A 26106-nucleotide genomic window follows, 5' to 3' on the forward strand; every position below is an offset into this window, starting at 1 on the left:
AAAGGAATGATGTCCCTATCGGGCCATTGTCAGGCAAAGCCTGACCTACCTAAATTACAACGCTCCGGCTTTACGTTAATAGAATTATTAGTCGTCGTTCTCATCATCGGCATTTTGGCGGCGGTGGCTCTGCCACAGTATAAAGTGGCGGTAACAAAAGCGCGGATAGGCACCATGCTCCCGTTACTCAAAGCGATTTCTCAAGCAGAAGAAGCATATTATATGACAAACGGAGCATATACATACATCAGTACAGATAATAACCCTACTGACATAGAATTTACCGGATGTACCCAATCACATCCGGGTAATTTGAGTTGGAATTGCGGCAATAATTTTTTACTTGATTTCAATACCAATAACTACGTGGCTGCGGTATATTGCCCGGGCTATAACACGGCCTCGGCTATATGTAACTCTCACAAAGATTTTCAAATTCTCAAGTATTATCAGCACCCGCGTTCGGACTATGCCAAGCCCCTAGCCGGAAAATGGAAATGTGAAAGCACCACTACCTTAGGGCAAAAGATTTGCGGATCACTAAAATTTGATTAGTTCTTTTCTCACTTCGCCCACGAGATAAAAAGAGCCCGTTACGAGCACTACGTCGGCTTGTTCTTGTGCGCGGGCAAGCGCGGCAGAAACGTCCGGCACGAACGTCCACCCGGACGGCAAAATTTCGCCCGTCTTTTGTGATGAAAATTTTTCTATATCCCGCATTCCGACTCTGCGGGATGACGAGAAAAATTTTACCGCGCGCGGCGAAGAAACAACCGTTACTATTCCCGTCTTAAAACGCGCGGATAACATAGAAATCATTTTCGGATAATCTTTATCTTGCATAAACGCGCATAACACCGTCGCGCGTTTGTTGGCAAACGGCGTTGTCTGCCAAAACGCGAGTAAATTTTCCATAGCGGGCGGATTGTGCGCCCCGTCTAAAATAATTGTTTTTTTCCCACGCGTAAAAATTTCAAACCGCCCGGGCACACTTACTTTTTCCAAACCGCGCTGTAAAATTTCATCTGCAATTCCCAACAATTTCGCCGCGCGGTGCGCCAACTGTTTATTTTGTTCTTGCGCGTTTCCGGGGAAATTTTCCGCACAGACTATTTCTAACGGAGCTTCTTTTGTGCGGGCTGTTTCTTGCACCACGCGCAAGGCCTCAGACGGCAAAAAACCGCACAACACCGGCACGCCGGGCTTAATAATGCCGGCTTTCTCAAAAGCAATTTTTTCTAAACTGTCGCCGAGCAAGTGCGTATGGTCCAAGCCGACAGAAGTAATGATAGATAAAACAGGTGCACACACATTGGTTGGATCTTTACGCCCGCCAAGGCCCGTTTCCAACACTACATACTGCGCGTTTTTTTCGGCAAAATAAACAAAAGCGGCCGCCGTTAACACTTCAAAAAAATTAAGCGGCTCTTGTTCGTGCGCAAGCACTTTTTCCACCGCGTTTATAAAATCATCCGGCGTGATTTCCATCCCATTAAACTGGATACGCTCCGTCGGAGAAATTAAATGCGGCGAAATAAACAGCCCCGTTTTATGCCCCGCCAGCGAAAGCGCATGCGCCAACAACGTACACACCGTTCCTTTGCCGTTCGTGCCCGCCACGTGGATAATTTTGTAATTTTGGTGCGGATTACTTAACCGCGCCAACAGTTCCTTAAACGCAACTAAACCCGCGCCGCGGTTTTGTGCGGTGCGGGTTTGTAAATCAGTAAACCACGTATTAAAATTCATCTTTATCGGGGTTATAGCGGCGGATATTTGCCCCGAGCGCAGTTAGTTTTTCTTCTAATTTTTCATATCCGCGGTCAATGTGATAGACGCGTTCCACTTCCGTTTGGCCCTTGGCGCAAAGCCCGGCCATAACAAGTGCAAACCCGCCGCGCAAATCGGACGCTTGCACGTGGGCGGCGGATAATTCTTTTACGCCCGTCACGCGCGCCAAACTTTTCTCCGTAGAGATCTGCGCGCCCATACGCACCAGTTCCGGCGCGTGCATAAAACGGTTTTCAAAGATATCCTCATCCACTTCCGCCGTTCCGTTGCATAGCGTCATCAGCGTCATCCACGGCGCTTGCAAGTCCGTCGCAAAGCCGGGGTACGGCGCGGTGCGAACACGCAAGGGCTTAATTTCCCCGTCGTAAGCGTGTACATGCACGGAGTCCGGGCCGATGTCTAGCGTAAACCCGGCCTCTTGCAAATCTTCCCATAAAATTGCGTTATGCTCCGGCACGCAACCTGATACCGTCACGTCGCCGCGCGTGGCCGCCGCCGCGAGCGCATACGAGCCCGTTTCAATGCGGTCGGCTACCACGGTATGTTCCGCCCCGTGCAAGGTTTTTACACCTGTGATAATCAGTTGGCCTTTATCGCCTACGCGAATATCGGCCCCCATATCGTTTAAGAAGGCAATTACGTCGTCAATTTCCGGCTCTTTGGCTACGTTTTCCAAAATCGTTTCGCCCGCAATCAAACACGCGCACATCAGTAAATTTTGCGTCGCACCCACGCTGGGGAAACGCAACACAATTTTAGCGGCGTTTAATTTGTCTGCTTTAATCAGCACGTTACCGGCTTTTGTTTCACACGTCGCGCCCAATTTTTCAAATCCTTTTAAGTGGATATCCACCGGGCGCACGCCGATAGCGCAACCGCCGGGGAGCGGAATTTCCGCCTGTTTAAAACGCGCCAACAAAGGCCCGGCCACCCAAAAACTTGCCCGCATTTGTTTGACAAGTTCATAGGGCAAATCGTTCTTTAATTTTCCGTTCGGCTCAATGGTAACGGTATTGTTTTGGTACGTTATTTTTTTACCCAAATACTCCAAAATTTTAAGTGTCGTGCGCACATCACGCAAGTTGGGCACGCGGTGAATCACGCACGGCTCGTCGGTAAGCAGCGTGGCTACCAAAATGGGTAGTGCCGCATTTTTACTGCCGCTGACGTGCACCGTACCGTGTAATTTTTTCCCGCCCTCAATCAAAAACCGATCCATAAAAACTCCTAAAATTTTAAATTTTTTGAGCAAGCACAAAACGCTCTATTCCCACTATATCTTTTTTGACGTTTGCTTGCCAGCCGATTTCTTGTAGCCCCCGCGCAACGGCCGCGGCTTGCCCTTTACAAAGTTCCAACGCCAGCCACCCGCCGGGGTTTAAATAATCGCCCGCCACCGAGCACAACGGCCGCACGATATCCAAGCCGTCCTGCCCGCCGTCTAGGGCAAGCCGCGGCTCGCGCAAAACTTCACGTGTCAGCGTATCTACAATTTCGGTAGGGATATATGGAGGGTTGGAAATAATTAAATCAAATGTACCTGTTACACCTTCCCACAAATCACTTTGCAGTAAATGGACTTGTTCGTGCAAGCGAAATTTTTTGACGTTCTCTTGCGCAACCGCAAGTGCCTTTTCGCTAATATCCACCGCCAACACTTGCGCGCGCATAAAACGCTTAGCAAGCGCGCACGCTATACAACCGCTACCCGTGCACATATCTAAAAAGGTGTGCGGTGCTTTTTTATCAAAAAGTGCGCTGACTTTTTCCACCAGTTCTTCCGTTTCCGGGCGCGGAGTAAGTACGTCGGGCGACACGATAATATCTAGCCCGTCAAACGGTTGATAACCCACAATGTGCGAAAGCGGCTCGCCGTTTGCTTTGCGGGCAATATATTTTTTATATAAGGTAAGTTCTTTTTCCGTCAGTTCGTAATCGCCGTGCGCAAAAAGCCACGTGCGCGATACATTTAGCACGCACGCCAGTAGCCACTCGGCGTTGGGTTGCGGCTCGTCGGAATTGGACTTTGTTAAGTGAGCAATTGCTTTTGGTAACAGTTCGGCAACGGTCATTAGATTTGTAAGTTTTTGAGTTTTTGCTCTACGCGCCACGTACGCAAATCTTCCAACACCGGCTCAATGTTCCCTGCCATAATTTCCATAATGTTATGGTAGGAAATATCGGTGCGGTGGTCGGTTACGCGGCTTTGCGGAAAGTTATACGTGCGGATCTTTTCCGAGCGGTCGCCGGTGCCTACCTGGCTTTTGCGCTCGTCGTAAATTTCTTTATTACGTTTTTCTTCTTCAATTTGGTAGAGTTTGGCCCGGAGCATAGCCATGGCTTTTTCGCGGTTGGCACCTTGGTGGCGTTCCTCGCGGCAGGAAACGACAATGCCGGTGGGTTTGTGCAAAATGCGAACGGCGGTTTCCACCTTATTGACGTTCTGCCCGCCGGCCCCGCCGGAGCGGCACGTTTCCATTTCCAAATCTTCGGGGCGGATTTGAATATCAATTTCTTCGGCTTCCGGCATAATAGCTACGGTAACGGTAGATGTATGCACGCGGCCCGACGTTTCCGTATCCGGCACGCGTTGCACGCGGTGCGTGCCCGCTTCCATGCGTAGCCACGAGTACGCGCCGTCCCCCTTAATAAACATACTGACGTATTTGCAACCTTTTAACCCGGTGGGCGTATATTCCAAAATTTCCGTTCCCCACCCTTTGGTTTGCGCAAAATGTTGATACACGCGCAAAAGTTCGGCCGCAAACAGGGCCGATTCTTCGCCGCCTGCGCCGGGGCGAATTTCCAAATAAATGTTTTTGGAATCGTTGGGATCGGGCGGGATAACTAAAATGCGAAGTTCTTTTTGCAAAGCGGGCAATTTTTCCTCTAATTCGGCCAGTTCGTCTGCGGCCATTTTGACAAGCTCTTTATCTTCGCCCGCTTCAATCATCGCGCGGTCGTCCGCAATCGCCTTTTCCACTTGGGAAATTTCTTGTTCCTTTTCAATAATGGGTTTTAAAAACGCGTGGCGTTTGGCCTTGGCCGCTAAATCGGCCGCGGACAAATTACCGCTGGAAAGGGCAGTTTCCAACTCTTTAAATTCGGCAATATATTTAGATGTATCCATAACTTGTTTCCCTTACAAAAAAAGAGCAGACACTTGCGGTGTCTGCTCTTTTAAATTTCCGTTGCTATTTGGCTTCGGCTTTGGTTTCTTTTTTGGCCGCGGCTTTTTTAGCCGGTTTTTTAGCAGCCGTTTTTTTGGCGGCGGCTACCGGTTTGCGGGCCAATTTGGCCTTGGCTTTTACTTCCGTTTTAGGTTTGCGGACCAAGGTTTTGCCTTCCGTTTTGGCATAGCGTTTGTTGAATTTATCTACCATACCTTCCGTGTCTAACAATTTTTGTTTGCCGGTAAAGAACGGGTGGCAAGCGGAGCAAATGTCCAGTTTTAAGGTTTTAGCGGTGGAGCGGGTCATAAATTTGTTCCCGCACGCGCAGACGGCTTCTACGAAGTCGTACGTCGGATGAATTTTTTCTTTCATAATTTTTCCTCTAAAAAATGGGTCAGCCAAAAATGGCTTCTTAGTTATTATAGCAAATTGCAACAGAAAATAAAAAGAGAAATTATATCCGGCCATAAAAGAGCGTTGCAGCATAACACAAAGTCCCTTTTGCAAAAGATAACATCCTAAGCCCCAAGAGGTTTTAGGCCGTATGCCTGCCCCCGGCTAGGGCCTTGACAAATCAAAAAAAAAAACGATAATAAAGGGACGGAAAAAATAATAAAGGAGCAAACAATATGAAAAACATAAAAGCATTTACACTTATTGAATTGCTATACCCCGCGCCTATATCCCGTATAGAAACCCTACGGGATGACGAGGCGCGGCGCGGCGGCTTTACGTTAATAGAATTATTAGTCGTTGTCCTTATTATCGGCATATTGGCGGCGGTGGCGTTGCCGCAATACCAAAAAGCGGTGGATAAAGCACGGTTTATGCGGATATTACCCGCCTTGGATAGCATTTTGAAAGCCGAAGATTCTTATTATTTAGCAAACGGAACTTTTACCAATTCTTTAGAAGAGCTGGACATTGAATTGCCGGGTACAATGACGGCAGACAAAAAGGCAATTGGCATGAACGGAGTAGGGATTTATTTAGCCCCACAGTATCAAGGTGTTTACGCCCGAGATAATAAGATACCGAATATTACAATTTATGCATTTTCCCGCTACCGCAACAATGAGTTTGGCGGAAAAATAACGTGCTATGCAAGAGTAGCTGACGCACGAGCCGTGTCTTTATGCAAAAATTTATCCGGGAAAACAATCCCGGATGACGTGGTCTCTTACGGAAACGAAAATGTATATTTTCTAAACTAGGTTATCCCCGGCGATCCAGCACGTAGTAACTGCCTTTGGGGTGTTGTTTGGCTAAGCACTTGAGCTCCGCGCCGATGTGGCTGACCATGGCAAACGATTCAAGCGGACGTTTGGTGTTGTGCACAACGCCGATACCCATGGCTAAGAAATTAAATTTTTCCATTTCGCCTTTGCGGTTACGGGCCTGCATAAAACCTTGCGCGCGGTCTTCTTCGTTATAAAAACTAGGGGCGACTTCGTCAATACGGGTAGTAATTTCTTTAGCGATACTTTCGGCCTTGTCAAACGTACACACAATAATAAAATCGTCCCCGCCGATGTGTCCCACAAAAGCATTAGGGTCTTGTTTGGCGGCTTGCACTAAAATATCGGCCGTTTGTTTAAGCACGCGGTCGCCTGCTTCAAAACCATATTTATCGTTAAACGATTTGAAATTATTTAAGTCGCAATACAATACGGCAAATTGTTTTCCGGCGGCAATTTCCGCCTCTACACGCGCTTGAATAGACGGATTGCCCGGTAAACGCGTAAGCGGGTTGCAATCCATTTTTTGTTTGTTACGTTTGAGTAACAATTTAACGCGCGCGACAATTTCGTCCTCGTCGGCGGGTTTAGTCAGGTAGTCGTCAATATCCATACCGAGCCCTTCCAATTTGGTATCTTTTTCGGTATTGGCGGTAAAAATAATAATCGGGGTGTGTAAATAGCCGGTACGGCTGCGGACTTCGCGCACGACTTCAAACCCGGTTTTTTTGGGCATCTCGTAATCTAAGATGAGCAAATCGGGGTTTTCTTTGTACGTTTTTTCAATGGCCTCTTGGCCGTCTTCGGCTTCAATGACGGTAAAGCCCGCGTTGGTCAAAATTTCAGAGACCAAAAAACGTATCGCGTGGGAATCATCCGCCAGTAAAATTTTTGCACTTGTTTCCATAGGTATTTATTGTAACATTTTTTCCGATTACGGTTTATAAATAAAAGATAGTAAATTCTGCCGCACGTGATCGCGCCGCCACGAAAAAAAGTTTTTTTCGTCTCCGCAGGTGCAATAATACGGCGTTTTGATATCTAACGGATTTACACCCGCTTCTTTAAGTTGGCCCAAAATTTCCAAATTCAAATTGACAAAAATTTTGCCGTCCTTACGGTGCAAACTGGACGGAGAAAATTGCGCGGCGACATCCGCTTGCACCTCAAAACAACACACTTGAATATGCGGCCCGAGCCAACCGAAAATTTTTCCGCACCGCCCGGTATTTTTTAACGCACACGCCGTTTTGAACGGCAAACGATTTACCACGCCGCGCCACCCGCAGTGCGCCAGTGCAAACGCGTGGCCGTGCTCGTCAAATAAAAACAGCGGCACGCAATCGGCCGTTTGAATAGCCGCCCCCCAACCCGGCGCAGTAAACAGCCACGCATCGGCATCCTGTTCGGGCAAGGCAGCAAACTGCGCGGCCTCTTGCGCGCTTGTAATAGAAATAATCGTATCGCTATGGGTTTGGTGGAAATGCAAGATTTTTTCCGGCGGGATATTTAACGCTTTATACACGTTATTTTGCGCAGAGATATCGCGCATATTGCCATAATGGCGCGAACACGTACCGCCCACAAGTCCTACCGAAAGTAACCGGTTATCCGTATAAATCATGCGTTTAATTTTTTAAGGTGGACGGTGCCGATTTTGTCCGACAGCAAGCACCCGGCCAAGCGTTTAAAGCGGGCGGGATCGTCGCTGGCGTAGACGGTTAATTTACCGCGTCCGCGGGTTTCGTTTTGGTGGTGCTCACGCAAAAAATCGGTGGCGGCTTGGGCTAATGTTTCGGCGGAATCTACCAAGTGGACTTGCGGGCCGAGCACGCGGGCGATGACTTTTTTAAGCACCGGGTAGTGGGTACAACCTAAAATCACCGTATCCGATTTGCTTGCAATTACAGGCGACAAATACGTTTTGGCGACCAGTTCTGTGGCGGGGTTTTTGGCCCAGTTTTCTTCTACGAGCGGCACAAAAAGCGCGCAGGCCCGTTGGGTAATTTTTGCACGGGGAAGACGTTTTAAAATCGCTTTGGGATAAGCGCAACTTTTGACGGTGGCCTCTGTGCCCAAGACGGCGATACGGCCGTTTTTAGTGGTTTGGGCGGCTTTTTGCGCACCGGGCTCAATCACGCCCAGCACAGGCACGCGGCACGTTTTACGCAGTTGCGGCAAAGCCAAGGCCGAGGCGGTATTGCACGCCACGATAATCATTTTGACGCCTTGCGTTTCCAAAAAACGGGCGATATCCATGGAAAAACGTGTAACGGTTTCTTTAGATTTAGAGCCGTAGGGTACGTTGGCGGTATCGCCGAAATAAATTAAATCTTCATGCGGCAAAGCACGGCGCAAGGCGTTTAAAATAGTTAGTCCGCCAAGGCCGGAGTCAAATATGCCGATAGCTTGTTTCTTCATGTATATATTATATGAATTATTTGGCAGGAAATGGACACAACGGGCTTTTATACTACTCCTACCACACAAATTCTTGTTCCGTCAAGGCGGTTTTTTGTGCTAGAATATCTATATGATGCAGTTTTTACGTACTACTTTATGGAGCGGACTACTGGTCCTGTGCGCCGCATTCGCCGTGGCACAAACCGCGTCCACGGGCACGGTCCGCGGCACCGCGTCCGGTGTGCGCGCGCAACAAACGGCAGCCAAAAACAACCTTGCGCCGCTACTTGTACGGGGTAGTTTTTCGTCGCAAACAGACCCTTCCGCCGCGCCTGTGTTTGACCAAAACGCCCGCAACGCCGAAGTCGCCGCGCTCAACCAAAAACTCAAAAACAAACAATTTACCGAAGTTGTCCAACGCATCAACGAACTGACCGCGCAAAACTTTTTAGACAGCCGCTTTTATCTGTTGCTGGCTATCGCTTACGACGGGCTCGGTCGCTATGATGACGTCATTTACGACGCGTCGCAAGCTATCGCCGTCGCCCCGCAAGATGCCCGCGCCTACATTTTGCGCGCCGGAGCGTATTTCCAACGCGAACAATACGAACGCTGCCAAATGGACTTAGACACCGCGCTGAAACTCAATCCCAATTCCAAATTGGCACAAAAATTGCAAGAACAACTTAAAGCCAAAACATTTCTGCCCAAAGCCGAAAGAGAGGATAACCCCGAAGCCGCCAAACGCACCCATTCCAAAGGAATCATCCTCTATTTTGCCGCTGTAATTATTGCCATCTTGCTATACGTCTATTGGCGGTATGAGGACGTTTTCCGTAAACAAAAAAGCTCTTTCTCCCGCCGGGAAGTAGAGGTAAAAGAACAGTACGATTTTATCCGACAAATCGGCGAGGGCGGCATGGGAAAAGTCTATGAGGCCTACGACAAAGTGCTCAAACGCAAAGTAGCTATCAAACGTGTGCGGCCCGAGCTCGTGCGCAGTGCTTACGTGCGCGAACAATTTTTGGCCGAAGCACGCATGGTGGCGCTTCTTCGCCACCCGTGCATTGAAGAAATTTATACCGTTATTGAGTCGGAAAATTCCCTCTACCTCGTTTTTGAATATATTGACGGGCAAACCTTGGAAACCCGCTTGGATATTGACGGACGGTTGCCGTTCTCTAAGGTCAAACAGATTTTTGAATATGTCTGCCGCGGTTTGCAATATGCGCACTCGCAAGATATTATCCATTGTGATTTAAAACCCGGCAACATTATGATTTACGGCGATGAAAAAGCCAAAGTCATGGACTTTGGTGTAGCCAAACGCGCCGTGGACCGCGACACCGGCGCCCGCACCGTGGCCGGCACTCCGGCCTACATGGCCCCCGAACAACAAAAAGGATTTATGCGTAAACAATCGGATATCTACTCACTCGCGCTGTGTTTGTATGAAGCGTTAGTCGGGCAAGTACCGTGGACGGTCAAAGGGTTTGATATCGCCAACAAAAAAATTGTACCGGCCTCCACCCTCGCCCCGGATATCCCCAAAGAGGTGGACCAACTTTTAGAGGACGCACTCAAAGAAGATCCCAAAGAACGTATCCAAACCATGGACGAATTTTGGAACCGCTTGCAGGCCATTGAGCCGCTACCAGAACATTTGGAACAAACGCATTATTAAAAACTTTACAAGTTGCTTTACAGGTAGTATGATGTAAGTAGGCAGGGCGAAAAAAATGTTGAAGAAATACATTATCTCCGATAAAAAATTGCAAGAAACCGATGCCGCCAAAGCCCAAGTGTACGTGTACACGAATCCGACGGCCGACGAACAGCGTTTCTTGGTGGACAGTTACCAAATTGACGAGCACACGTTATCTTCCGCGCTGGACCCGGACGAGTTGCCGCGACTGGAGTTTGAGCCGGAACATACCGTCATGATTTACAAACGCCCGAAAAATTACTCCGGCAAAGACCAGTTGGAATTTAAAGTTGCCTCTGTGGGGATGTTTTTGTTCCAAGACAAACTGGTCGTTGTATTAGCAGATGATATCCCGCTTTTTGTGGGCAAGCGTTTTCAATCGGTTACAACGATTAAGGAAATTTTCCTAAAGCTTGTCTATAATGCTATTTCGCACTATGTAGAACACTTGCGCATTATCCACATGATTTCCGAAGAAATTGAAGACAAAATGACCGAATCTATGGATAATACCTACCTCTTAAACCTGTTTAGCTTAGAAAAAAGCTTGGTTTACTATGCCGAAGCTATTACCTCCAACGGTTTTGTATTTGAGAAAACGCGCAACTTGGCTACGCGTATCGGTTTTGAAGAGCGCGACGTGGAAATGTTGGATGATATTATCGTGGAAAATATGCAATGCAAAACGCAAGCGGACATCCACTCCAACATTTTAGCCCAACTTTTAGGGGCACGCGCCTCTATTGTCAGTAACAATTTAAACTTACTTATTAAAAAGTTAAACGTCATTACGATTTGGATGATGGTCCCCACACTCGTAGTAAGCGCGTACGGGATGAACGTCGCTCTGCCGCTGGCCAACCACCCGGAAGCATTTTGGATGCTTATGGGCATTTGTTTAATCTTGGTGTGGCTCGTAATGATTTACTGGCGGCATAAAAACTGGTAATTTATCCCCCTTCTTTATACAGACACCCCGGCCTTGCCCGGGGTTTTTTACGTTCCAATGAGTATCCCCCAAAAATGGTATAATAATAAGGACCAACTAAAATTATATTAACACAATACAAAAGGGTGATTATAGTATGGAAAACAACTTATCTTCGGGGGCACTCGTAAGAAACATTCAAAAAGACATCCACGCGGAAGCTGACATCCCCGCGGGATACGGCAAAACGGAAAGCTACCTTTTGCCCAAAGATCCGGCTTGGCTGTTCCTATTCTGGGAGATTACCAACGGCACTTTAGACTTTTTAAAAGAGCAATACGGGCAAGACACGTTAAATAACGCGCGCACGATTATCCGCTTGCACGACGTAACGGACGTAGCCCTATTTGACGGCAACAATTCCGTTTGCCACTACGATATGCCGGTTATTTTTGAAGCGCGCAGCTGGTATATTAACGCACCTGAGTCCGGACGCAGTTACGTGGCCGATTTAGGGTATTTGACCGCAGACGGACGCTTTATATTGGTCTCGCGCAGTAACGTCACGGCCTTGCCGCCCGGCAAAGTGTCTGACATCATTGATGATAAATGGATGATTGTAGAGGGCGACTTCCAAAAACTCTTAAAACTCTCCGGGGCTGATTATATCGGTTTAGGAGCCAGCGAACGCATGCAAGTAGTCGGCCAACGTTGGAAACTGACCGAACTGACCCCATCGGGTGCGCCAAGTTCCTGGTCGTCTTTTGCGTTGCATTTAGACAAAGTACAAGAGGACGAAGATATCTGGCTTAAAGCCGATTGTGAAATTATTATTTACGGCTCGGCCTCTAAAAATGCCATCGTATCCATTAACGGGCAAGATATTGAACTCAAAGAAGGAAAATTCTCTATCCGCCAGCATTTACCGGCGGGCTGTATCGTAGATCTGCCGATTCACGCGCGCAACGCCAAAGGCGATAAAACGCGCCATGTCCACATCAAAGCATTACGCGAGCAAGGAAAATAATTATGGGACAAGAAAAAGGTTATTTAGCACTCGTCTTACACGCGCATTTGCCTTTCATTAAGCACCCGGAATACCCGGACTTTTTGGAAGAAGACTGGTTTTACGAAGCCATGGTGGAAACGTATATTCCGTTGCTCAATGTATTTGAGAATTTAACGGAAGAAGGCACCGATTTCCGCCTGACCATGACGCTGACTCCCCCCCTGTGCAACATGATGGAAGATCCGCTTTTAATTGAACGGTTTGCCCATTATTTGAACCAACGGGTGGAACTTTCGCAAAAAGAATTAAACCGCACGCAAGGCACGGAATTTGAAGGCGTCGCGCGGATGTATTTTAATAAATTCCGCCGCTACCAAGACCTTTTTGAAAACCGCTATCACCGGCACGTCTTGCAAGGTTTCAAAAAATTCCAAGATATGGGCAAGTTGGAAATTATCACTTGCTGCGCTACGCACGGTTATTTGCCGCTCATGGTGCATAAAGAAAGTGTCAACGCCCAAATCAAAATCGCCGCCAACGATTACCGCAGCCGCTTTGGTAAAAACCCGCGCGGCATTTGGCTGGCCGAGTGCGCCTACAACCCCGGAGACGATAAATTCTTACGCGACGAAGGCATCCGGTTTTTCTTCACGGAAGCCCACGGTATTTTGCACGGGACACCGCGCCCTAAATACGGTATTTACGCGCCGGTCTACTGCCCCAAAACGGGCGTGGCCGCCTTTGCGCGCGATATGGAATCGGCCCAACAGGTATGGAGTGCCGAATCGGGTTATCCCGGGGATCCGCGCTACCGCGAATTTTACCGCGACCTCGGCTACGATCTAGATTACGATTACATTAAACCGTATTTGCATTCCGACGGTGTGCGCCGCAATATCGGCATGAAATACCATAAAATTACCGGCAAAGTAGCCCTTAACCAAAAACAAGCGTACGACCCGTATGCCGCGCGCGAAGTAGCCGCACAGCACGCCGGTAACTTTATGTTTAACCGCCAAAAGCAAATTGAATATTTAAGTACCATTATTGACCGCAAACCGCTTGTGGTATCTATGTACGATGCGGAACTGTACGGACACTGGTGGTACGAAGGCATTGATTTCTTAGAGTTCTTATTTAAGAAAATCTATTACGACCAAAACGATATTAAACTTGTTACCCCCAGCGAGTATTTGGAAATGTACCCGCAAAATCAAGTGGTGCAACCGTCCATGTCCTCGTGGGGCGATAAAGGATACCACGACGTATGGCTTAACAGCGGCAACGATTGGATCTACCGGCACCTTATTAAATCGTCCGAACGTATGATGGAACTGGCCAATAGGTTTCCAAATGCCGACGGCCTTTTGCGCCGCGCACTTAACCAACTGGCGCGCGAATTAGTGCTGATGCAATCTTCCGATTGGGCATTTTTGATGACAACCGGAACGGCCAAAGAGTACTCCACCAAACGCACCAAGGACCACGTCAAACGGTTTAACGAACTGTATGAACAAGTCCAAGGTAACCGCATTGACGAAGGATATGTGTATAATTTAGAGCAAAAAGATTCTATCTTCCAGCAAATTGACTACAATGTCTATTCGTCGGCGGCAAAAGAAGAAGTGCTTAAAAAATACTAATTCTTTTACTACTCGCACCCGTGCGTCTTATATAATGACGCACGGGTTTTTGCATAAAGGCCCAGAACAAATTAGGCCTTTTGACCCTTGCCTTTTCGGATGATCCCGGCTAGAATAAAAGTATGAAAACATTTATTAAAACTATTTTTGTCTGCCTGTTTTTTTCAATATGCTGTGCGCCCGTTTATGCACAGAGCAATTGGGCTAAAGGATTGGCTGAGATCATGTTTACCTCGCCTGCTAAGGGGGTTGCCAAAACTACCGGCCCGCAGTTGTACAAATGGAACAAAGCCCAATTTCAGCGAGTTCAATCGTCTCTTTATGGGGCTAACTCTACGTTAGGACATTTTGCCAAACAGATTGCTCCGACGCGCTCCAACGTGTCAACCGGTTTAGTAACCCTCCCGGGTACCAGTACCCCCACCACGTATATTAACCCGCAACAACTGACGGTCGGCATTGACCGCGCGTATGCCGCACGCCAAATGCCCAAATTGGACCGGCTTACCTTAGTGCGCGATACATGGGCAACTGATGCTCTTAGCGGGTTGTGGAAAGAGCAACAACATTATGCATCCGAAATTACCGCGGGGCGGGAACTGCGCCAACAAGTATTACAAGTAGACCGGCTAACGCCTGAAATTACCGCCCAACTGCAAAGTGCTGTCAACGGGTTAAACAGTGAAACATTACGGGGATATCTTACTGCCGGTTTGCAAACGGGCGACTTGGGCGCTGTTTACCGCGATTTAACAGACTATTATATGTTAGACGGCAACCCGGTAAAATCTGCCTACAATTACTCGTTGCGCCACCCGCATAAACCCAATTTGTGGATGCGCCGTCTGATGCGTAGCCCGCTCGTGGAAAGCTCGCTTCAACAACAAGCCGGCCGTCTGTTACAGCAAGGGTGTGAAACTCCCGCACAACAAGCGCATTTCTATACTTTGCTGGAGCAAATGAACACAGAATTTGAGGCCAGCTTGCGGGAAGTGTATGCTTCCCAGGATGTGTTGGGGAAAATTACATTTTACCGCCGGACCGCGCACGAACTGGAGAACTTTATTAACAAGCATGGCAGACGTCCTAAGTTCAACACGGCAGACTTGGAAGAACAAAAACTTGCGCAAGACATCAGTTTTGCCCTTGCCGTTACCGCTCCTTCGGAGCCGTTTGCCAGTGAGCTTAAAAATTTACAAGATTTGTGGGACGCCAACGAGCCGACTTGGTGGACGATGGAAGAAACACTGCAACGCTTGGAACAATTCCTCCAAAAGGCCAACCATTATCCGCGTGCGCTTCGCCTAGATCCCGCCGCCACCGCAGAAGAAACCGAACTGCTGGATAACCTAGAACACTGGCATCTTACCGAAGGGGGCTCTTTTACGGAAAAAGTCAGAGACCTTAACGGACGATACAAACTCCCTTGACAAGCACACAAAACGGGGAATGGCCTGTGCCATTCCCCGTTTTTTTGATGTCTTTACGGTTACTTATATTCTAATTTAACCAATTTGTATTTTTTCGGACCGCGCGGCAGTTGGGCTTCAAATTCGTCGCCTTGGGCATGTCCGAGCACCCCGTTAGCCAGCGGCGATTTTACAGATAACAGCCCTTTATCCGGGTTAGATTCCATAGAGCCGACTAACGTGTAAGTAAATTCAATATCTGCGTCTAAATCTTTAATCGTTACCGTCGCACCGATACGCGCTTTGGTGCGGTCCACTTCCAAATCATCGGTAATTTGGGCATTACGTAAGCGGGTTTCCAATTCTTGGATGCGGATCAGCGTTTCCGCCTGCTTTTCTTTAGCGGCGTGATATTCGGCATTTTCCTTTAAATCGCCCTGCGCGGCGGCTTCGCCGATTTCGTTGGACAACTGCGCTTTTAGGTCTTTTAATTCTTTGAGTTCGTTGACTAACGCCTCGTATTTTTTACGGCTCACATAAAATTGTTCCATACTTTTTACTCCTTACTACTTATTTAGTGTACTATTTATCCGCATTTATTTCAACTTGGCTTTTCATTATTATATAATCAAACTATGCGAAGATGTACCGTTTTGCTTGGTATCCTTTTTACTTTATGCGCCTGCGGGAAACCCCCTCACGAACCCGCCCGGGTCCGTATCGCGCGGGAGAATGCCCCCGCGGTAGTGGTAGTCAATATCCTTAAAGAAAACGGCTCCACCCACACCGCTACCGGGTTTGTCCTCACACCAGACGGGCTGATTGCTACCAACCGCCACGTAACCGAGGACGCACTTTTTATAAATGTTACATTTAACGACGGCACGGTATCGGGAGAGGCCAAACCCGTTGCCAAAGCCAAAGACGTAGATTTGGCATTACTTAAAATTAAAGCCAGCCACTTGCCTACTGTCCGACTGGGTAATTCTTCCCGCGTCGCTCCCGGTCAAGCTATTACTGTCATCGGCAATCCGCGCCGGTTGCAAAATACAGTTTCCGACGGTATTATCAGCCAAATACGCCAACGGCCCAACGGCACAATTTGGCATCAAATCAGCGCGCCGCTTTCTCCCAGTTCCAGCGGCAGTCCGGTTTTTAACGGACACGGTCACGTAATTGCGGTTGCTTTTGGCAGTTACAACGAAAGCGGTAACCAAAATCTAAATTTTGCAGTGCCCTCTAATTATTTGGCCAATTTAGTCTATGCTTCCGGCTATCAATTACCCGCAACCCCACCGCAAACAAACCCCTTGATCCGGCATATCCGACGGTCGTGGGCCATACTGACCCGCCCTTTCCGGCAACATTAGGACTAAAGGCCCACCCGCAAATAGGGCTTAAATTTCCTTGAAAAAACGTCCCAAAACAAATAAACTATGTAGAGAAATAATTTTTTTCCGCCCTGTAAAAAACGGAAAACAAGGGATCTGTGATGAAAAAATATCTTAAATACGCCGCTTTAGCAATCGGAATTGGACTTTTTATTTTCTTGATGCTCCCGTTTTTAGATTTACCCGAAGGCCATAATGCAAGGCACGGGTATACCTCCTCAAAACCGCAAATTTCTACGTCAAACCCGCTGACCGCTATTGCCCGCAAATTGTGGGCCAAACTTTCCGGCAAGCCGGTACGTTACGGGTTATTACCAACCGACTCGCTTACGTTAGCCAAAACAGCCGACCCGTACGTTGCCCAACCGTACGAAGAAGAAGACAAGGCCATAGCCGCCGTATCCCGCACCCAACAAGACTCGGAATCGGATGCGTTACAAACTGCCCCCGATCCGGACGCCGAAAACGCCCGTTTCTTCTTGCAAGGCGACAACGGCGAGTGGGTACTCATCCGCCAACGCGCGCCGGAAGCTTCTTTAGCCGGCATGCACGAGATTTCCATTAAAGAAGACGCCTACGACCGCTACGTTAAACAAGAACGCAACGCCCGTTTTTCACCGGCAACGCGCCCGGTCCAAACGGCCCAAGTGCCGGACTCCAAATGGGCCCGCGTATTAGCCCCGGTCAAACGCTTTTTCGGTTTTGGCGACGAAAAACCGGCCCAAACCGGCCCGTTATTCGCAGGCGTGCCCGGTGCTGCAACGGCCCGCACAGGTTCTGTCCGCCCGCAAACAAGCAATCCGGCAGCCGGATCTGCTTATGCCACGCATACGCCCCCGGCTTCGTGGCCGCAACTAATTTCTCTTATTAACCCGGCCCAAATTATCAAAGACGCGGCCGATTTGGTAGCCGATTCCATGCAAGACAATGCAGACCGCGAAACAACCCGCCGCACCCAACAGGAAGAATATCAACACCATATCCAAAACACCTTGCAAGAAGAATTAGTCCGTTTGGCGGGCGGAGAAGAAGCTTTAGACCAAATGCCCAAAACACTCAAATGCGTGTCGGAAAAAGGCATGATACGGGAAGGAGAAGTGGACGGGTGCGATAACAACGAATATAAAGCCGAAGAAGAAATCAAAGCCGCCAACCGCGAAACGTTCCGCCAATTAACCGGTATGGAAATGCCCCAAACCGCCCTTATCCCGGTATTAGGCGTAGCCCAGGCCTCCACCTTAGAACAAATAGACCCCACCGGTTATGACAGCACCGCAGATATGTATGCCTTTATGCTCAAACAAAGCAACTGCCAACAAGGCGGATGTTTTTGGGTAGCCAATGCCGAACAAGCCCTGCAAGTATTACAACCCTCCATTGAAGCGGCAAACGTTTCTTTCGTGGGCGACCCGCTCGGCAAATTCCCCCAACTCAAGGCCGCTTTCGTAGAGGAAGAAATGAAGAGATACGAAGAAAAACATCCGCAAGCTACCGACGAGCAAAAACAAGAACAGCGCAAGTTGCTGGAAATGACTACGGCCCCGCACTTGCTCTATACGCAAGAAGATATGCAAACACTGCTTGCCCAATTACAACCCGCCCCTACGGACGGACAAAATACAACCACTCCGGACAACGAACCGGCACAAGTCACCCCCGTACTCTATTTGCCCGATGCGGCCGACGCTAAAAAGTTTGCAGACCAATACGGTTACCAAACCCCCTTCGTGTTCGGTCGCCAACAACATTTGGTGTTCTCGGAAGATAAGGGAACATCGGTGGCCACCCGTTCCGATATCGTCACACGTGATTTGGCGGCACACGTCAATCTCATGCAAGATTTGATGACACAAACCCAGCAAGATGCCGCCGGAAAAGCGGTGCAAAATACGTTTGCTCCCGTAATACGCGACATCCAAGAACAAGCCAGCGAAGAGCTAAAACAGTTTGATTTAAACAATTCGCTGGGCTCTACCTTGAAATAAAACAATGTCCCTTTTCAATCCCGCCACCAAACGGCGGGATTTTTTTAGTGGTTTAGCGGGTTTATTTTTTAACCAAAAACGGGTATAATGGGTATATAGTGTCGCACGCGCGTTACGCGTGCCTAAAAAGGAGATCCTTGTATGAAAAAATTACTGGGCTTGTTGCTGCTTTCTACTTTTATTTTTGCGGCCGGTTGCCACGAGGAAAAACAATCCCCCTACAACCGCACCCCCAACGACGATTACGAAGTCTTTTTAAGTAAACATATTTTTGCGGCTTGCCAAAACGTAAATCAACCGTACGCTTTATATTCACTGGCCAAACTGAAAAAAACACCGTCTAATGACGACCCGCGCTATAAAGTATATTTTGTCAACGGCCCTTGCAAAGGACAAACCGTATGGACCACCCACGTCATTTTAAAAACCGCGCCCGTCGGTGCCGAAAAATTACTGACCGGCATGCTCGTTTTGCGCAACTATCACAATCCGGTTGAACCGTTTGACCAAGAACAAACCGACCGCTGGCACGTGGGTGTTGTTAGCAATACGGCCCGCACGGATAAAAATATTGTAGACCTTGTTTTTCCGCGCGACCGCAACGACTTTAACCCTGCCCGCGAAAGTATTTATCTGCACAATGTGCGTTATATCCTTTCGCCGGAAGTAAAAGACGTGCGCACATTTATCCGCTAGGAAATACTATGAAATTAAAACTGATTAGCTTGCTGAGTATTTGTTTAATAGCCCCGCTGTTTGCCACCGCCGCTGAAGGTGACCCGATTACCTTGGAAACAGCCGTTTTGGATGTGCCTACCGCCGACGTATTGGACCGTTACCAGGCCTCTTTTTTGGCCCGCGCATACGACCATGGCACACTGATGGAAACCATTGATTTCGGCGTGTATCCGCGCATCAATTTGGGGTTGTCGCTGGCGGTGCATGAACTAATCGGTTCTTCCTCATCTGTGCGGGTGCTCAATCCGGATTTCCAGGTAAAATGGAAAATTTACGACGGAAATTTATATTTGCCGGCTATCGCCATCGGTTACGACGGCCGCCGTTACGGATACGGGTACGACAATCACCGTCACTATACTCGCACTAAAAAATATTTGGACAACCGCAAAGGCGGTTATATTACGTTCTCGCGCGAAATCATCGTGCCGGGGCTAAATGCCAGCGCGGGAGCTAATGTGTCCGATTTTGAATGGGATGAAATCTACGGCTTTGCCGGACTTTTCTACCGGTTAACCGACCAAATCGGCACGTTCGCCGAGTGGGACAGCATCCGCAACGTCCGCGATTCGCGTTTAAATGCCGGCATGCGGTTTTATTTACACCCGTCGTTAGCGTTGGACGGAGCCGTGCGCCGCATCGGCCGCGGCAGCGAAAGCGAACGCATTATCCAAATCCGCTACGTAACTAATTTTTAGGAGAAGCTATGAATACACCTACACCCGTCAAAGCTACCCGGCGCAATACAATTTTTATTAAAAAAAGTTTGCAACTGCGCTACATGGTACTCATCATTTTGAGTGTACTGTGCGGGCTGGCGATTATGACTTTTGAACTTACCGCCACGGTAAGCGAACTGTTTGACACGCACCCGGTGCTCATGCAACCTATCTACGACGAATTTTTCCACATCGCCGCCAGTTTCTTTTATAAAATTATGATTTACTTGTTATTTGTTGTGGTGATTTCGGCGTTTTTATCCCACAAAATGGCCGGCCCGGTGTACCGCTTTGAACAGGTATGCAAGGCAATTGCCAAGGGAGATTTTTCCCAACGGGTACACTTGCGCCAAGGCGACCAGTTTGTGGAATTACAAGACGATTTTAACGCCATGATGGACCGCGTAGAAGAAGAAATCAATAAAAATAAAAAAGAATCCTAATGAAAAAACTCTGTCTTTTTTTACTGCTTGTGGGCGTATGCACCGCCCCGCTTCACGCCCAAAAGGAATATGGGCTTAAATTCTCCAGCTTGATTAACGATAATCTATCGCTGGAAAACGCCATCCGTTTAGGATTGGAAAACAATTCGGACTTTTTAACCGCCCGCCAGGAAATTTCCATCGCCGAGCAAAAAGTAAACGAAGCCAAATTTCTGTTCTTGCCGCAATTTGCCTTACAAGGCACAGCCACCTGGTATGATTTAGATTACCCCATGGTCCTTTCGGACTCGGTAGCCAACCGCTTTTTGCCCGGACAAGTTTCATCGGATAAACACGATCAATTTTTCGGGGTCGGTGTTACGGCTACGCAATACCTCTATTCCGGCGGACGTATCCGCAATACACTCAAAATCGCCCGCGCCAATTTAAAACAAGCCCAAAGCCGCTACGAAGCCGTCAAAAATGCCACCGTACGCGATATCAAAACATCCTTTTATAATTTGCTTTTTGCCCAACACTATGAGCAACTCATGCAAGAATTAACGGACAAAGCCCTTGCGTGGAACACCCGTCCGTCCGGCGATACGTGGACGCAATTGCGGGTGCAAAGCTTGCTCGCCCAGTTACAAACAGCCCAGCATGAAGCTACCCGCCGCTTGGCGCAAGCCCGCCGGGCTATGCTAGTTAGCTTAAATAAAGAAGCCAATGCCGATTTTTCCATTACCGGCGATTTTTCCCCCGTACACTTGGATGCGGATTTAGCCCAACTTAATCTGCGGGCCATGGAATATCGCCCCGAATTAAAAACAGCCATTTATGCATTGGAGTTAGATTCCCTTTCTCTGGACCTGGCTCTTTCCAAACGCTACCCCGATATCCTGTTAAATGCCACGTACGAACAACTCGGCACCGATTCGTTAGAAGATACCAACAAGCAAGTATCACTAGCCGTCCGCTTACCTTTGCCGTATAATTTTTCGGCGCAAATTGCCCAAAAGAAAGCCGAACAACAAAAAAGCACGTTACGCCGCGCCCGGATTGAGGACGCTATCCGCGTAGAAGTGGCACACAGTTTTGAGGAAATGCGCTTTTGGCAAGACGAAGTATTATTGCGCCAAGACAGTTTCAACCAATTAACTACTCTATTTAAAAAAGCCCAGCAAAGCGGCGTCAAACAAGGTATCGTCCCCTTAGAAGCTTTAAATGCGTATGCTAAAACGGCGTATAATTATCTGGATGCCATACGCCAAAACCAACTTGCTAAAGCCCAACTGGAGTGGGCGGTGGGACAGGACCTATAATGACCAATATGCTACGCCGCGTGGTACTGTTTACATTAGCCGCGCTGGTATCCGCGCCGTCGTTTGCGCTGTCCGAACGGACAGACGACGATGTTTTGCGTAATTTTTTATGGCAAGAATTTATTGAACAACCCGCGGGTAAGCGGCCTAAAATCGGGGTGGCTTTATCGGCAGGCGGCGTACGCGGGTTTGCGCACGTCGGCACGCTAGAGGCCTTAACCAACGCCGGCGTGCCGATAGACATGATCTCCGGCACTTCTATGGGTGCGGTCGTCGGTTCCTTATATGCCAGCGGCTTACCGCCCGAGAAACTGTGGGAAATCAGCTCCCACCTGACTATGCAAACCATTACCCCCGATTTTAACGTCATGGGGCTGTGGCGGTTTTTATTTGCTAAAAAATTACCTTCTTCTGCCAATATGGCTAATTTTGTGCAAAAGCAAGTAGGCGATATCCAATTTGAAGATTTAAAAATTCCGTTTACCTGCGCAGCCATGGATATCAAAACCGGCGAGCGCATTATGTTTGACTCCGGCCCGCTAGCTATTGCCGTGCGTGCCAGTATGAATTTACCCGGCGTATTTGAACCCGTGCCATACCGCCACCGGTTACTGGTGGACGGCGCGGTGGTAGATTACTTACCCGTTGAATCGGTACGTAAAATGGGGGCTGATTATATTATTGCCTCTGTTACGCCGCCGGACTTTTTTTCCACCACGCCCAAAACCGTAGCAGCGTATTTACTGCGGGTAGGCGATGTGCGCGGCGCAGCTATGATTGAAGAAGCCGCCCAAAAAGCCAATTTCGTATTAACCAACCGCGTGTTAGATGTGGGCACGTTGGAACTCAATAAATTGCACAAAGCCGGCGAAGTGGGTATTGTAGAAGCCCACCAACACTTAGAGGAATTGCAAGAATCTATCTTGCTTTTTGCGTTAAATGATTTGCTTAAACCGTAAAACTATCTTTTTAAGTTGCGTAATATGGCTGACGGGTTGCTCGGCGGGTTTTTTGGGGCTCGCCCCGCTAAATGACCGCAAAGAATACGTCCAAGCACGCGATGCATACGCCGACGGGAATTATCAAGCGGCTATTTCGCAACTGACCGATTACATTTATAAAACTAAAAACGTAGCACGCCGCGAAGCCCGTGCCTACCGCTTGTTGGGCCGCAGTTATGAACAAATTGAAAAGCCGGAACGTGCATTAGAAATTTACTCGGAAGCGTTAGAATTTCACCCAAAAAATGTACCGTTACTGTTAGAAGCCGGACGGCTATATCAAGAAAATGGCTTAACAACCCGCTCTATTGAAATGTACGAACGGGCCTTGACCGAAGAACCTAACAATACAGAGGCATTGGCCGGGCAAGCCGTCAACTACACCACGCTTGGGTTTTATTCTAAAGCGCGCCGGTTCTACAATGATTTTTTTGCGCTGTCCGGCGCAGTATCTCCGCTTTACCGGGCACGGTACGCAAGCACTTTCTTGCGCGAACGCAACTATGAGCAGGCATTTATTCACATTACACTTGCCTTAGAACAAGACCCCACCAACGCCGATTTTTGGCGCATCAGTGCCGAAGCACGCCGCGGTATGCACCAATTACCGCAGGCACTGGCGGACTTAAAGACAGCTATTTTGCTCGCCCCCGAGCGCACCGATTTCCTTACGCAAAAGGCCTTGTGGCTCTACGAAGCCGGCCGGTATCAAGCTTCGCTACAAATTATCCAAAAAATTTTAAATCGCCAGCCGGGTAACGCTTTAGCGCAGTTAGTGCAAGCACTCAACTGGCAAAAACAAGGCAAAACTGCTGCGGCTAAAAAACAATTTGCACAAATCGCGCACGAACTGCAAACGCAACCCAACTCGTTTGTCGGTCAAGTAGCCAAACAACTGGCCCAAGAAAAATAACCGCCTCTAACGACCCGCTTTACAAAACCTCCAAAAAACGCACCTAACACATGGTTGGGTGCGTTTTTATAATAAACAAGTATGCTTTTTATTCTTCGCTAGGGGCGGGGGTGAGCAGTTTTTCAAATTCCTCTACCGGAACCGGACGCGAGAAGTAATACCCTTGCGCTAAATCACATCCGATACGGCGCAGGAACTCGGCTTGTTCGGCGGTTTCCACTCCTTCGGCCACCACTTTAGCGTCAATGGCTTTAATCATTTCCACGGCCCCTTGGACCACCTTGCGCGCGGTGGGGTTTTGTTCGCAACCGCTGACAAATTCTTTATCCAGTTTGATCGTATCAAAACGTAAGTTTTTAAGCACGTTAAGTGACGAATAACCCGAGCCGAAATCATCCATCGCCACCGAGAATCCTTTATTATGCAGCCCGCGTACGACGTTTTGGGCCAGCTCGTGGTTATTTAAAATAACGCTTTCGGTCAACTCTACTTCAATCAAGCGGTGCGGCACATCGTACTCGTCCACAATGCGGGTCATCTGCGGGATATAGCGCGAATCGTTTAAGTGCAAGCGCGAAAAATTGACCGCTATGGGCACTTGTTGTTTGCCGTCGCTACGCCATTTAGCCAAGAACTTAACGGCTTGCTCCAAGATAAACATATCCAGTTTTAAAATAAATCCGTTACGCTCAAAAAGCGGGATAAAATCGTCGGGGCGGATAAGTCCGCGATCTGCCTGATTCCATCGCACCAGGGCCTCGGCCCCTTCCATTTTGCCGGTTTGGAAATTAAATTTAGGTTGTAACATCAGCGCAAACGAGCCGTCCGCAAGGGCCTGTTCCATAATACTTTCCAGTTGCCGCTCCTGCAACAAACGGTGGCGGTCTTTTTCGTCGTAAAACCGGATAGATTCTTTGGAAGAATTTTTAGCATTTTCTAACGCAAAACGGGCCCGGTCCAACGCAATATAAAACGGCACATTTTCTTCCACTTCATACACACCGAACACACCGTCCACCATCACACATGAATCAATCGCCGTGCAATCGCGGCGGATCAGCGTTAATAAATCCATCAGCCGCGCACGCAATTCACGCCGGTCGGTGAACGACAACAAAAGCACAAAGTTATCGGCAAAGTTGCGGCAAATAAATTCGTTTGTACGTAAGTTTTCCTTAAACAAATTGGCCGCACGCTGTAACACTAAATTGCCTTGCTCGTAACCCAACATATCATTGATGGCTTTAAATTTCAAAATGTCAAAAATAACCAACGCCGCTTGCCCGTTTAACGCGCGCAAACGCTTGTGAAACTGTAACGTCATCCTGTTTAAATTATCCGTTCCCGTCAGCGAATCCACAAAGGCGGTTTTAAATAATTGCCGGTTGCTGTACATGCGCAAGAATAATACGTACAACCCCAACATCCCAAACAGTACAAATAAAACCACAAACAAACCCAGCGAGGCCCACGTAACCTGTTGGGCTTGTGCTTGAATAGAATCTATGGGTAAAATCGTGAGCAAATACCAATCGTTTACGGTCATGGCAATACCGTGCAACAAGCGGTATTGTCCGTCTAATTGGTAACGCACAAAGGTATCTTCTCCGGCTTGGATCTGGTCGCGCAAGGTTTGAAAGTTTTTGCCTTTTGGAAACTTTGCTTTGGCAAGTATGTCAAATACATTGTCGGCCTGAAAGGGCCACCCGGCGGCTTGCACTTGTCCGTCGCGGGAAATCACAATAGCCAACCCGTTTTCCCCCAGCGAAGAAAGGGTGAGTAGCGCGCGGTAACGCTCCGTAGGAATGAGCGCAAACAACGCACCGACGGGCTCCATACCGTTGTGCAACGAAGCAGCCTGCACAAATACCGGGCGTTTGCTGATAGAATCAATCTGCCGGGAAGATGTAAAGGTATCTTTTTCCAACGTAGTAAGTAAGGTGCTTTGTTGCCAACCGGCGTCCAGTTTATCGGGCCGGGCCAGCAACGCCGAACCGTGCAACGGAATAATACCTAAATTTTCAAACTCGTTGTATTTGACTTGCAGATGTAAGAAGCGTTCCAATTTACGCGGGCTGTCCCACGGATAATTGGTCTGCGCCGTAATGGCAATCGTATCCACAATGCGTTGGTCGGCTTCAAGGGCGCGGGTAAAACTTTCGGCGGTTTCTCCGGCGGCCGCCATGATGTTGGCCACTTCGTCTTCTTCCAACAGGTTACTTACGTAATGCCCGTAGAACGTCACCCCGGCCGTCAAGCCGGCAATCACTACTAAAAACAAGGCAACCAGTCCTACCCGCGAAATACGTTTCATGA

General features: G+C 48.4%; 25 protein-coding genes. 15 read left to right on the forward strand and 10 right to left on the reverse strand.

Translation table 11 applies throughout. The features are described from left to right. On the forward strand, positions 1-555 hold a 555-nt coding region (locus ACQY2W_RS03170; RefSeq protein ID WP_428049296.1), incomplete at its 5' end, for a type IV pilin protein. Here ACQY2W_RS03170 and ACQY2W_RS03175 read toward each other — a convergent pair. The 5 genes from ACQY2W_RS03175 to rpmE form a co-directional block, all read right to left on the reverse strand. Further along, complete coding sequence (locus ACQY2W_RS03175) at positions 541-1749, reverse strand: bifunctional folylpolyglutamate synthase/dihydrofolate synthase (protein ID WP_428049298.1); 1209 nt, start codon at positions 1747-1749, stop codon at positions 541-543. The two genes, ACQY2W_RS03170 and ACQY2W_RS03175, sit on opposite strands and share 15 nt — an antisense overlap. Next, entirely contained in the window at positions 1739-3010 is a 1272-nt protein-coding gene (gene murA, locus ACQY2W_RS03180) for a UDP-N-acetylglucosamine 1-carboxyvinyltransferase (protein ID WP_428049300.1), read from the reverse strand. The genes ACQY2W_RS03175 and murA overlap by 11 nt, the downstream gene beginning before the upstream one ends. Positions 3011-3026: 16 nt before the next feature. Next, complete coding sequence (gene prmC / locus ACQY2W_RS03185) at positions 3027-3863, reverse strand: peptide chain release factor N(5)-glutamine methyltransferase (protein ID WP_428049302.1); 837 nt, start codon at positions 3861-3863, stop codon at positions 3027-3029. Beyond that, positions 3863-4921 carry a peptide chain release factor 1 gene (gene prfA, locus ACQY2W_RS03190; protein ID WP_428049304.1) on the reverse strand — a complete coding sequence of 353 codons (1059 nt, stop codon included), beginning with the start codon at positions 4919-4921 and terminating at the stop codon, positions 3863-3865. The genes prmC and prfA overlap by 1 nt, the downstream gene beginning before the upstream one ends. A 64-nt stretch (positions 4922-4985) precedes the next feature. Beyond that, positions 4986-5336 (reverse strand): 50S ribosomal protein L31, encoded by a 351-nt coding sequence (gene rpmE, locus ACQY2W_RS03195; RefSeq protein WP_428049306.1) that lies wholly within the window; start codon positions 5334-5336, stop codon positions 4986-4988. A gap of 257 nt (positions 5337-5593) precedes the next feature. Here rpmE and ACQY2W_RS03200 point away from each other — a divergent pair, with 257 nt between their 5' ends. Beyond that, the gene (locus ACQY2W_RS03200; RefSeq protein WP_428049308.1) at positions 5594-6178 is read left to right on the forward strand and encodes a type IV pilin protein; all 585 of its coding nucleotides are present in this window, start codon (positions 5594-5596) and stop codon (positions 6176-6178) included. Between the two features lies 1 nt (position 6179). Here ACQY2W_RS03200 and ACQY2W_RS03205 read toward each other — a convergent pair whose 3' ends face one another. The 3 genes from ACQY2W_RS03205 to murI are packed head-to-tail and all read right to left on the reverse strand — an operon-like array spanning position 6180 to position 8623. Beyond that, complete coding sequence (locus ACQY2W_RS03205; protein WP_428049310.1) at positions 6180-7109, reverse strand: GGDEF domain-containing response regulator; 930 nt, start codon at positions 7107-7109, stop codon at positions 6180-6182. A gap of 27 nt (positions 7110-7136) precedes the next feature. Then, a complete protein-coding gene (locus tag ACQY2W_RS03210; protein WP_428049312.1) occupies positions 7137-7826 on the reverse strand; it encodes a polyphenol oxidase family protein in 690 nt (229 codons plus the stop codon). After that, positions 7823-8623 (reverse strand): glutamate racemase, encoded by an 801-nt coding sequence (murI, locus tag ACQY2W_RS03215; protein ID WP_428049314.1) that lies wholly within the window; start codon positions 8621-8623, stop codon positions 7823-7825. The genes ACQY2W_RS03210 and murI overlap by 4 nt, the downstream gene beginning before the upstream one ends. Positions 8624-8735: 112 nt before the next feature. Here murI and ACQY2W_RS03220 point away from each other — a divergent pair, with 112 nt between their 5' ends. The 5 genes from ACQY2W_RS03220 (at position 8736) to ACQY2W_RS03240 (ending at position 15320) form a co-directional block, all read left to right on the forward strand. After that, entirely contained in the window at positions 8736-10289 is a 1554-nt protein-coding gene (locus ACQY2W_RS03220) for a protein kinase domain-containing protein (protein WP_428049316.1), read from the forward strand. A 55-nt stretch (positions 10290-10344) separates the two neighbouring features. Then, entirely contained in the window at positions 10345-11259 is a 915-nt protein-coding gene (locus tag ACQY2W_RS03225) for a magnesium transporter CorA family protein (protein WP_428049318.1), read from the forward strand. A 136-nt stretch (positions 11260-11395) separates the two neighbouring features. After that, a complete protein-coding gene (locus tag ACQY2W_RS03230; RefSeq protein ID WP_428049320.1) occupies positions 11396-12265 on the forward strand; it encodes a DUF4912 domain-containing protein in 870 nt (289 codons plus the stop codon). A gap of 2 nt (positions 12266-12267) precedes the next feature. Next, positions 12268-13890, forward strand: a complete 1623-nt coding sequence (locus ACQY2W_RS03235; RefSeq protein ID WP_428049322.1) for a glycoside hydrolase family 57 protein — start codon at positions 12268-12270, stop codon at positions 13888-13890. A gap of 122 nt (positions 13891-14012) precedes the next feature. After that, positions 14013-15320 carry a hypothetical protein gene (locus tag ACQY2W_RS03240; RefSeq protein ID WP_428049324.1) on the forward strand — a complete coding sequence of 436 codons (1308 nt, stop codon included), beginning with the start codon at positions 14013-14015 and terminating at the stop codon, positions 15318-15320. 59 nt (positions 15321-15379) lie between these two features. On the opposite strand, the gene ACQY2W_RS03245 is transcribed toward ACQY2W_RS03240, so the two are convergent. After that, on the reverse strand, positions 15380-15850 hold the full coding sequence (locus ACQY2W_RS03245; RefSeq protein WP_428049326.1) for a GreA/GreB family elongation factor: 471 nt from the start codon (positions 15848-15850) through the stop codon (positions 15380-15382). Between the two features lie 84 nt (positions 15851-15934). Here ACQY2W_RS03245 and ACQY2W_RS03250 point away from each other — a divergent pair, with 84 nt between their 5' ends. The 8 genes from ACQY2W_RS03250 to ACQY2W_RS03285 all read left to right on the forward strand — a co-directional run bounded on the left by ACQY2W_RS03250 (position 15935) and on the right by ACQY2W_RS03285 (position 23790). Beyond that, positions 15935-16669 carry a S1C family serine protease gene (locus ACQY2W_RS03250; RefSeq protein WP_428049328.1) on the forward strand — a complete coding sequence of 245 codons (735 nt, stop codon included), beginning with the start codon at positions 15935-15937 and terminating at the stop codon, positions 16667-16669. Between the two features lie 122 nt (positions 16670-16791). Beyond that, positions 16792-18675 carry a hypothetical protein gene (locus ACQY2W_RS03255; protein WP_428049330.1) on the forward strand — a complete coding sequence of 628 codons (1884 nt, stop codon included), beginning with the start codon at positions 16792-16794 and terminating at the stop codon, positions 18673-18675. A 141-nt stretch (positions 18676-18816) separates the two neighbouring features. After that, positions 18817-19371 carry a hypothetical protein gene (locus tag ACQY2W_RS03260; protein ID WP_428049332.1) on the forward strand — a complete coding sequence of 185 codons (555 nt, stop codon included), beginning with the start codon at positions 18817-18819 and terminating at the stop codon, positions 19369-19371. A gap of 8 nt (positions 19372-19379) precedes the next feature. Then, positions 19380-20111 carry a hypothetical protein gene (locus ACQY2W_RS03265; protein WP_428049334.1) on the forward strand — a complete coding sequence of 244 codons (732 nt, stop codon included), beginning with the start codon at positions 19380-19382 and terminating at the stop codon, positions 20109-20111. An 8-nt stretch (positions 20112-20119) separates the two neighbouring features. Next, complete coding sequence (locus ACQY2W_RS03270) at positions 20120-20575, forward strand: HAMP domain-containing protein (RefSeq protein ID WP_428049336.1); 456 nt, start codon at positions 20120-20122, stop codon at positions 20573-20575. Further along, positions 20575-21876 carry a TolC family protein gene (locus ACQY2W_RS03275; RefSeq protein ID WP_428049338.1) on the forward strand — a complete coding sequence of 434 codons (1302 nt, stop codon included), beginning with the start codon at positions 20575-20577 and terminating at the stop codon, positions 21874-21876. The genes ACQY2W_RS03270 and ACQY2W_RS03275 overlap by 1 nt, the downstream gene beginning before the upstream one ends. Beyond that, positions 21876-22835 carry a patatin-like phospholipase family protein gene (locus tag ACQY2W_RS03280; RefSeq protein ID WP_428049340.1) on the forward strand — a complete coding sequence of 320 codons (960 nt, stop codon included), beginning with the start codon at positions 21876-21878 and terminating at the stop codon, positions 22833-22835. The genes ACQY2W_RS03275 and ACQY2W_RS03280 overlap by 1 nt, the downstream gene beginning before the upstream one ends. Then, a complete protein-coding gene (locus ACQY2W_RS03285) occupies positions 22816-23790 on the forward strand; it encodes a tetratricopeptide repeat protein (protein ID WP_428049342.1) in 975 nt (324 codons plus the stop codon). The genes ACQY2W_RS03280 and ACQY2W_RS03285 overlap by 20 nt, the downstream gene beginning before the upstream one ends. Before the next feature lie 88 nt (positions 23791-23878). On the opposite strand, the gene ACQY2W_RS03290 is transcribed toward ACQY2W_RS03285, so the two are convergent. Next, the gene (locus tag ACQY2W_RS03290; RefSeq protein WP_428049344.1) at positions 23879-26104 is read right to left on the reverse strand and encodes a putative bifunctional diguanylate cyclase/phosphodiesterase; all 2226 of its coding nucleotides are present in this window, start codon (positions 26102-26104) and stop codon (positions 23879-23881) included. Between the last annotated feature and the right edge of the window lie 2 nt (positions 26105-26106).

This window comes from Candidatus Avelusimicrobium caledoniensis, from assembly GCF_902756455.1.
Lineage (GTDB): Bacteria > Elusimicrobiota > Elusimicrobia > Elusimicrobiales > Elusimicrobiaceae > Avelusimicrobium > Avelusimicrobium caledoniense.

Coding starts and splice junctions, on each gene's coding strand:
- ACQY2W_RS03245 (WP_428049326.1), bottom strand. CDS start 15,850: ATGGAACAATTTTATGTGAGCCGTAAAAAATACGAGGCGTTAGTCAAC.
- murA (WP_428049300.1), bottom strand. CDS start 3,010: ATGGATCGGTTTTTGATTGAGGGCGGGAAAAAATTACACGGTACGGTG.
- ACQY2W_RS03280 (WP_428049340.1), top strand. CDS start 21,876: ATGACCAATATGCTACGCCGCGTGGTACTGTTTACATTAGCCGCGCTG.
- ACQY2W_RS03225 (WP_428049318.1), top strand. CDS start 10,345: ATGTTGAAGAAATACATTATCTCCGATAAAAAATTGCAAGAAACCGAT.
- ACQY2W_RS03210 (WP_428049312.1), bottom strand. CDS start 7,826: ATGATTTATACGGATAACCGGTTACTTTCGGTAGGACTTGTGGGCGGT.
- ACQY2W_RS03255 (WP_428049330.1), top strand. CDS start 16,792: ATGAAAAAATATCTTAAATACGCCGCTTTAGCAATCGGAATTGGACTT.
- prfA (WP_428049304.1), bottom strand. CDS start 4,921: ATGGATACATCTAAATATATTGCCGAATTTAAAGAGTTGGAAACTGCC.
- ACQY2W_RS03230 (WP_428049320.1), top strand. CDS start 11,396: ATGGAAAACAACTTATCTTCGGGGGCACTCGTAAGAAACATTCAAAAA.
- rpmE (WP_428049306.1), bottom strand. CDS start 5,336: ATGAAAGAAAAAATTCATCCGACGTACGACTTCGTAGAAGCCGTCTGC.
- murI (WP_428049314.1), bottom strand. CDS start 8,623: ATGAAGAAACAAGCTATCGGCATATTTGACTCCGGCCTTGGCGGACTA.
- ACQY2W_RS03285 (WP_428049342.1), top strand. CDS start 22,816: ATGATTTGCTTAAACCGTAAAACTATCTTTTTAAGTTGCGTAATATGG.
- ACQY2W_RS03175 (WP_428049298.1), bottom strand. CDS start 1,749: ATGAATTTTAATACGTGGTTTACTGATTTACAAACCCGCACCGCACAA.
- prmC (WP_428049302.1), bottom strand. CDS start 3,863: ATGACCGTTGCCGAACTGTTACCAAAAGCAATTGCTCACTTAACAAAG.
- ACQY2W_RS03220 (WP_428049316.1), top strand. CDS start 8,736: ATGATGCAGTTTTTACGTACTACTTTATGGAGCGGACTACTGGTCCTG.
- ACQY2W_RS03290 (WP_428049344.1), bottom strand. CDS start 26,104: ATGAAACGTATTTCGCGGGTAGGACTGGTTGCCTTGTTTTTAGTAGTG.
- ACQY2W_RS03260 (WP_428049332.1), top strand. CDS start 18,817: ATGAAAAAATTACTGGGCTTGTTGCTGCTTTCTACTTTTATTTTTGCG.
- ACQY2W_RS03205 (WP_428049310.1), bottom strand. CDS start 7,109: ATGGAAACAAGTGCAAAAATTTTACTGGCGGATGATTCCCACGCGATA.
- ACQY2W_RS03250 (WP_428049328.1), top strand. CDS start 15,935: ATGCGAAGATGTACCGTTTTGCTTGGTATCCTTTTTACTTTATGCGCC.
- ACQY2W_RS03235 (WP_428049322.1), top strand. CDS start 12,268: ATGGGACAAGAAAAAGGTTATTTAGCACTCGTCTTACACGCGCATTTG.
- ACQY2W_RS03265 (WP_428049334.1), top strand. CDS start 19,380: ATGAAATTAAAACTGATTAGCTTGCTGAGTATTTGTTTAATAGCCCCG.
- ACQY2W_RS03275 (WP_428049338.1), top strand. CDS start 20,575: ATGAAAAAACTCTGTCTTTTTTTACTGCTTGTGGGCGTATGCACCGCC.
- ACQY2W_RS03270 (WP_428049336.1), top strand. CDS start 20,120: ATGAATACACCTACACCCGTCAAAGCTACCCGGCGCAATACAATTTTT.
- ACQY2W_RS03200 (WP_428049308.1), top strand. CDS start 5,594: ATGAAAAACATAAAAGCATTTACACTTATTGAATTGCTATACCCCGCG.
- ACQY2W_RS03240 (WP_428049324.1), top strand. CDS start 14,013: ATGAAAACATTTATTAAAACTATTTTTGTCTGCCTGTTTTTTTCAATA.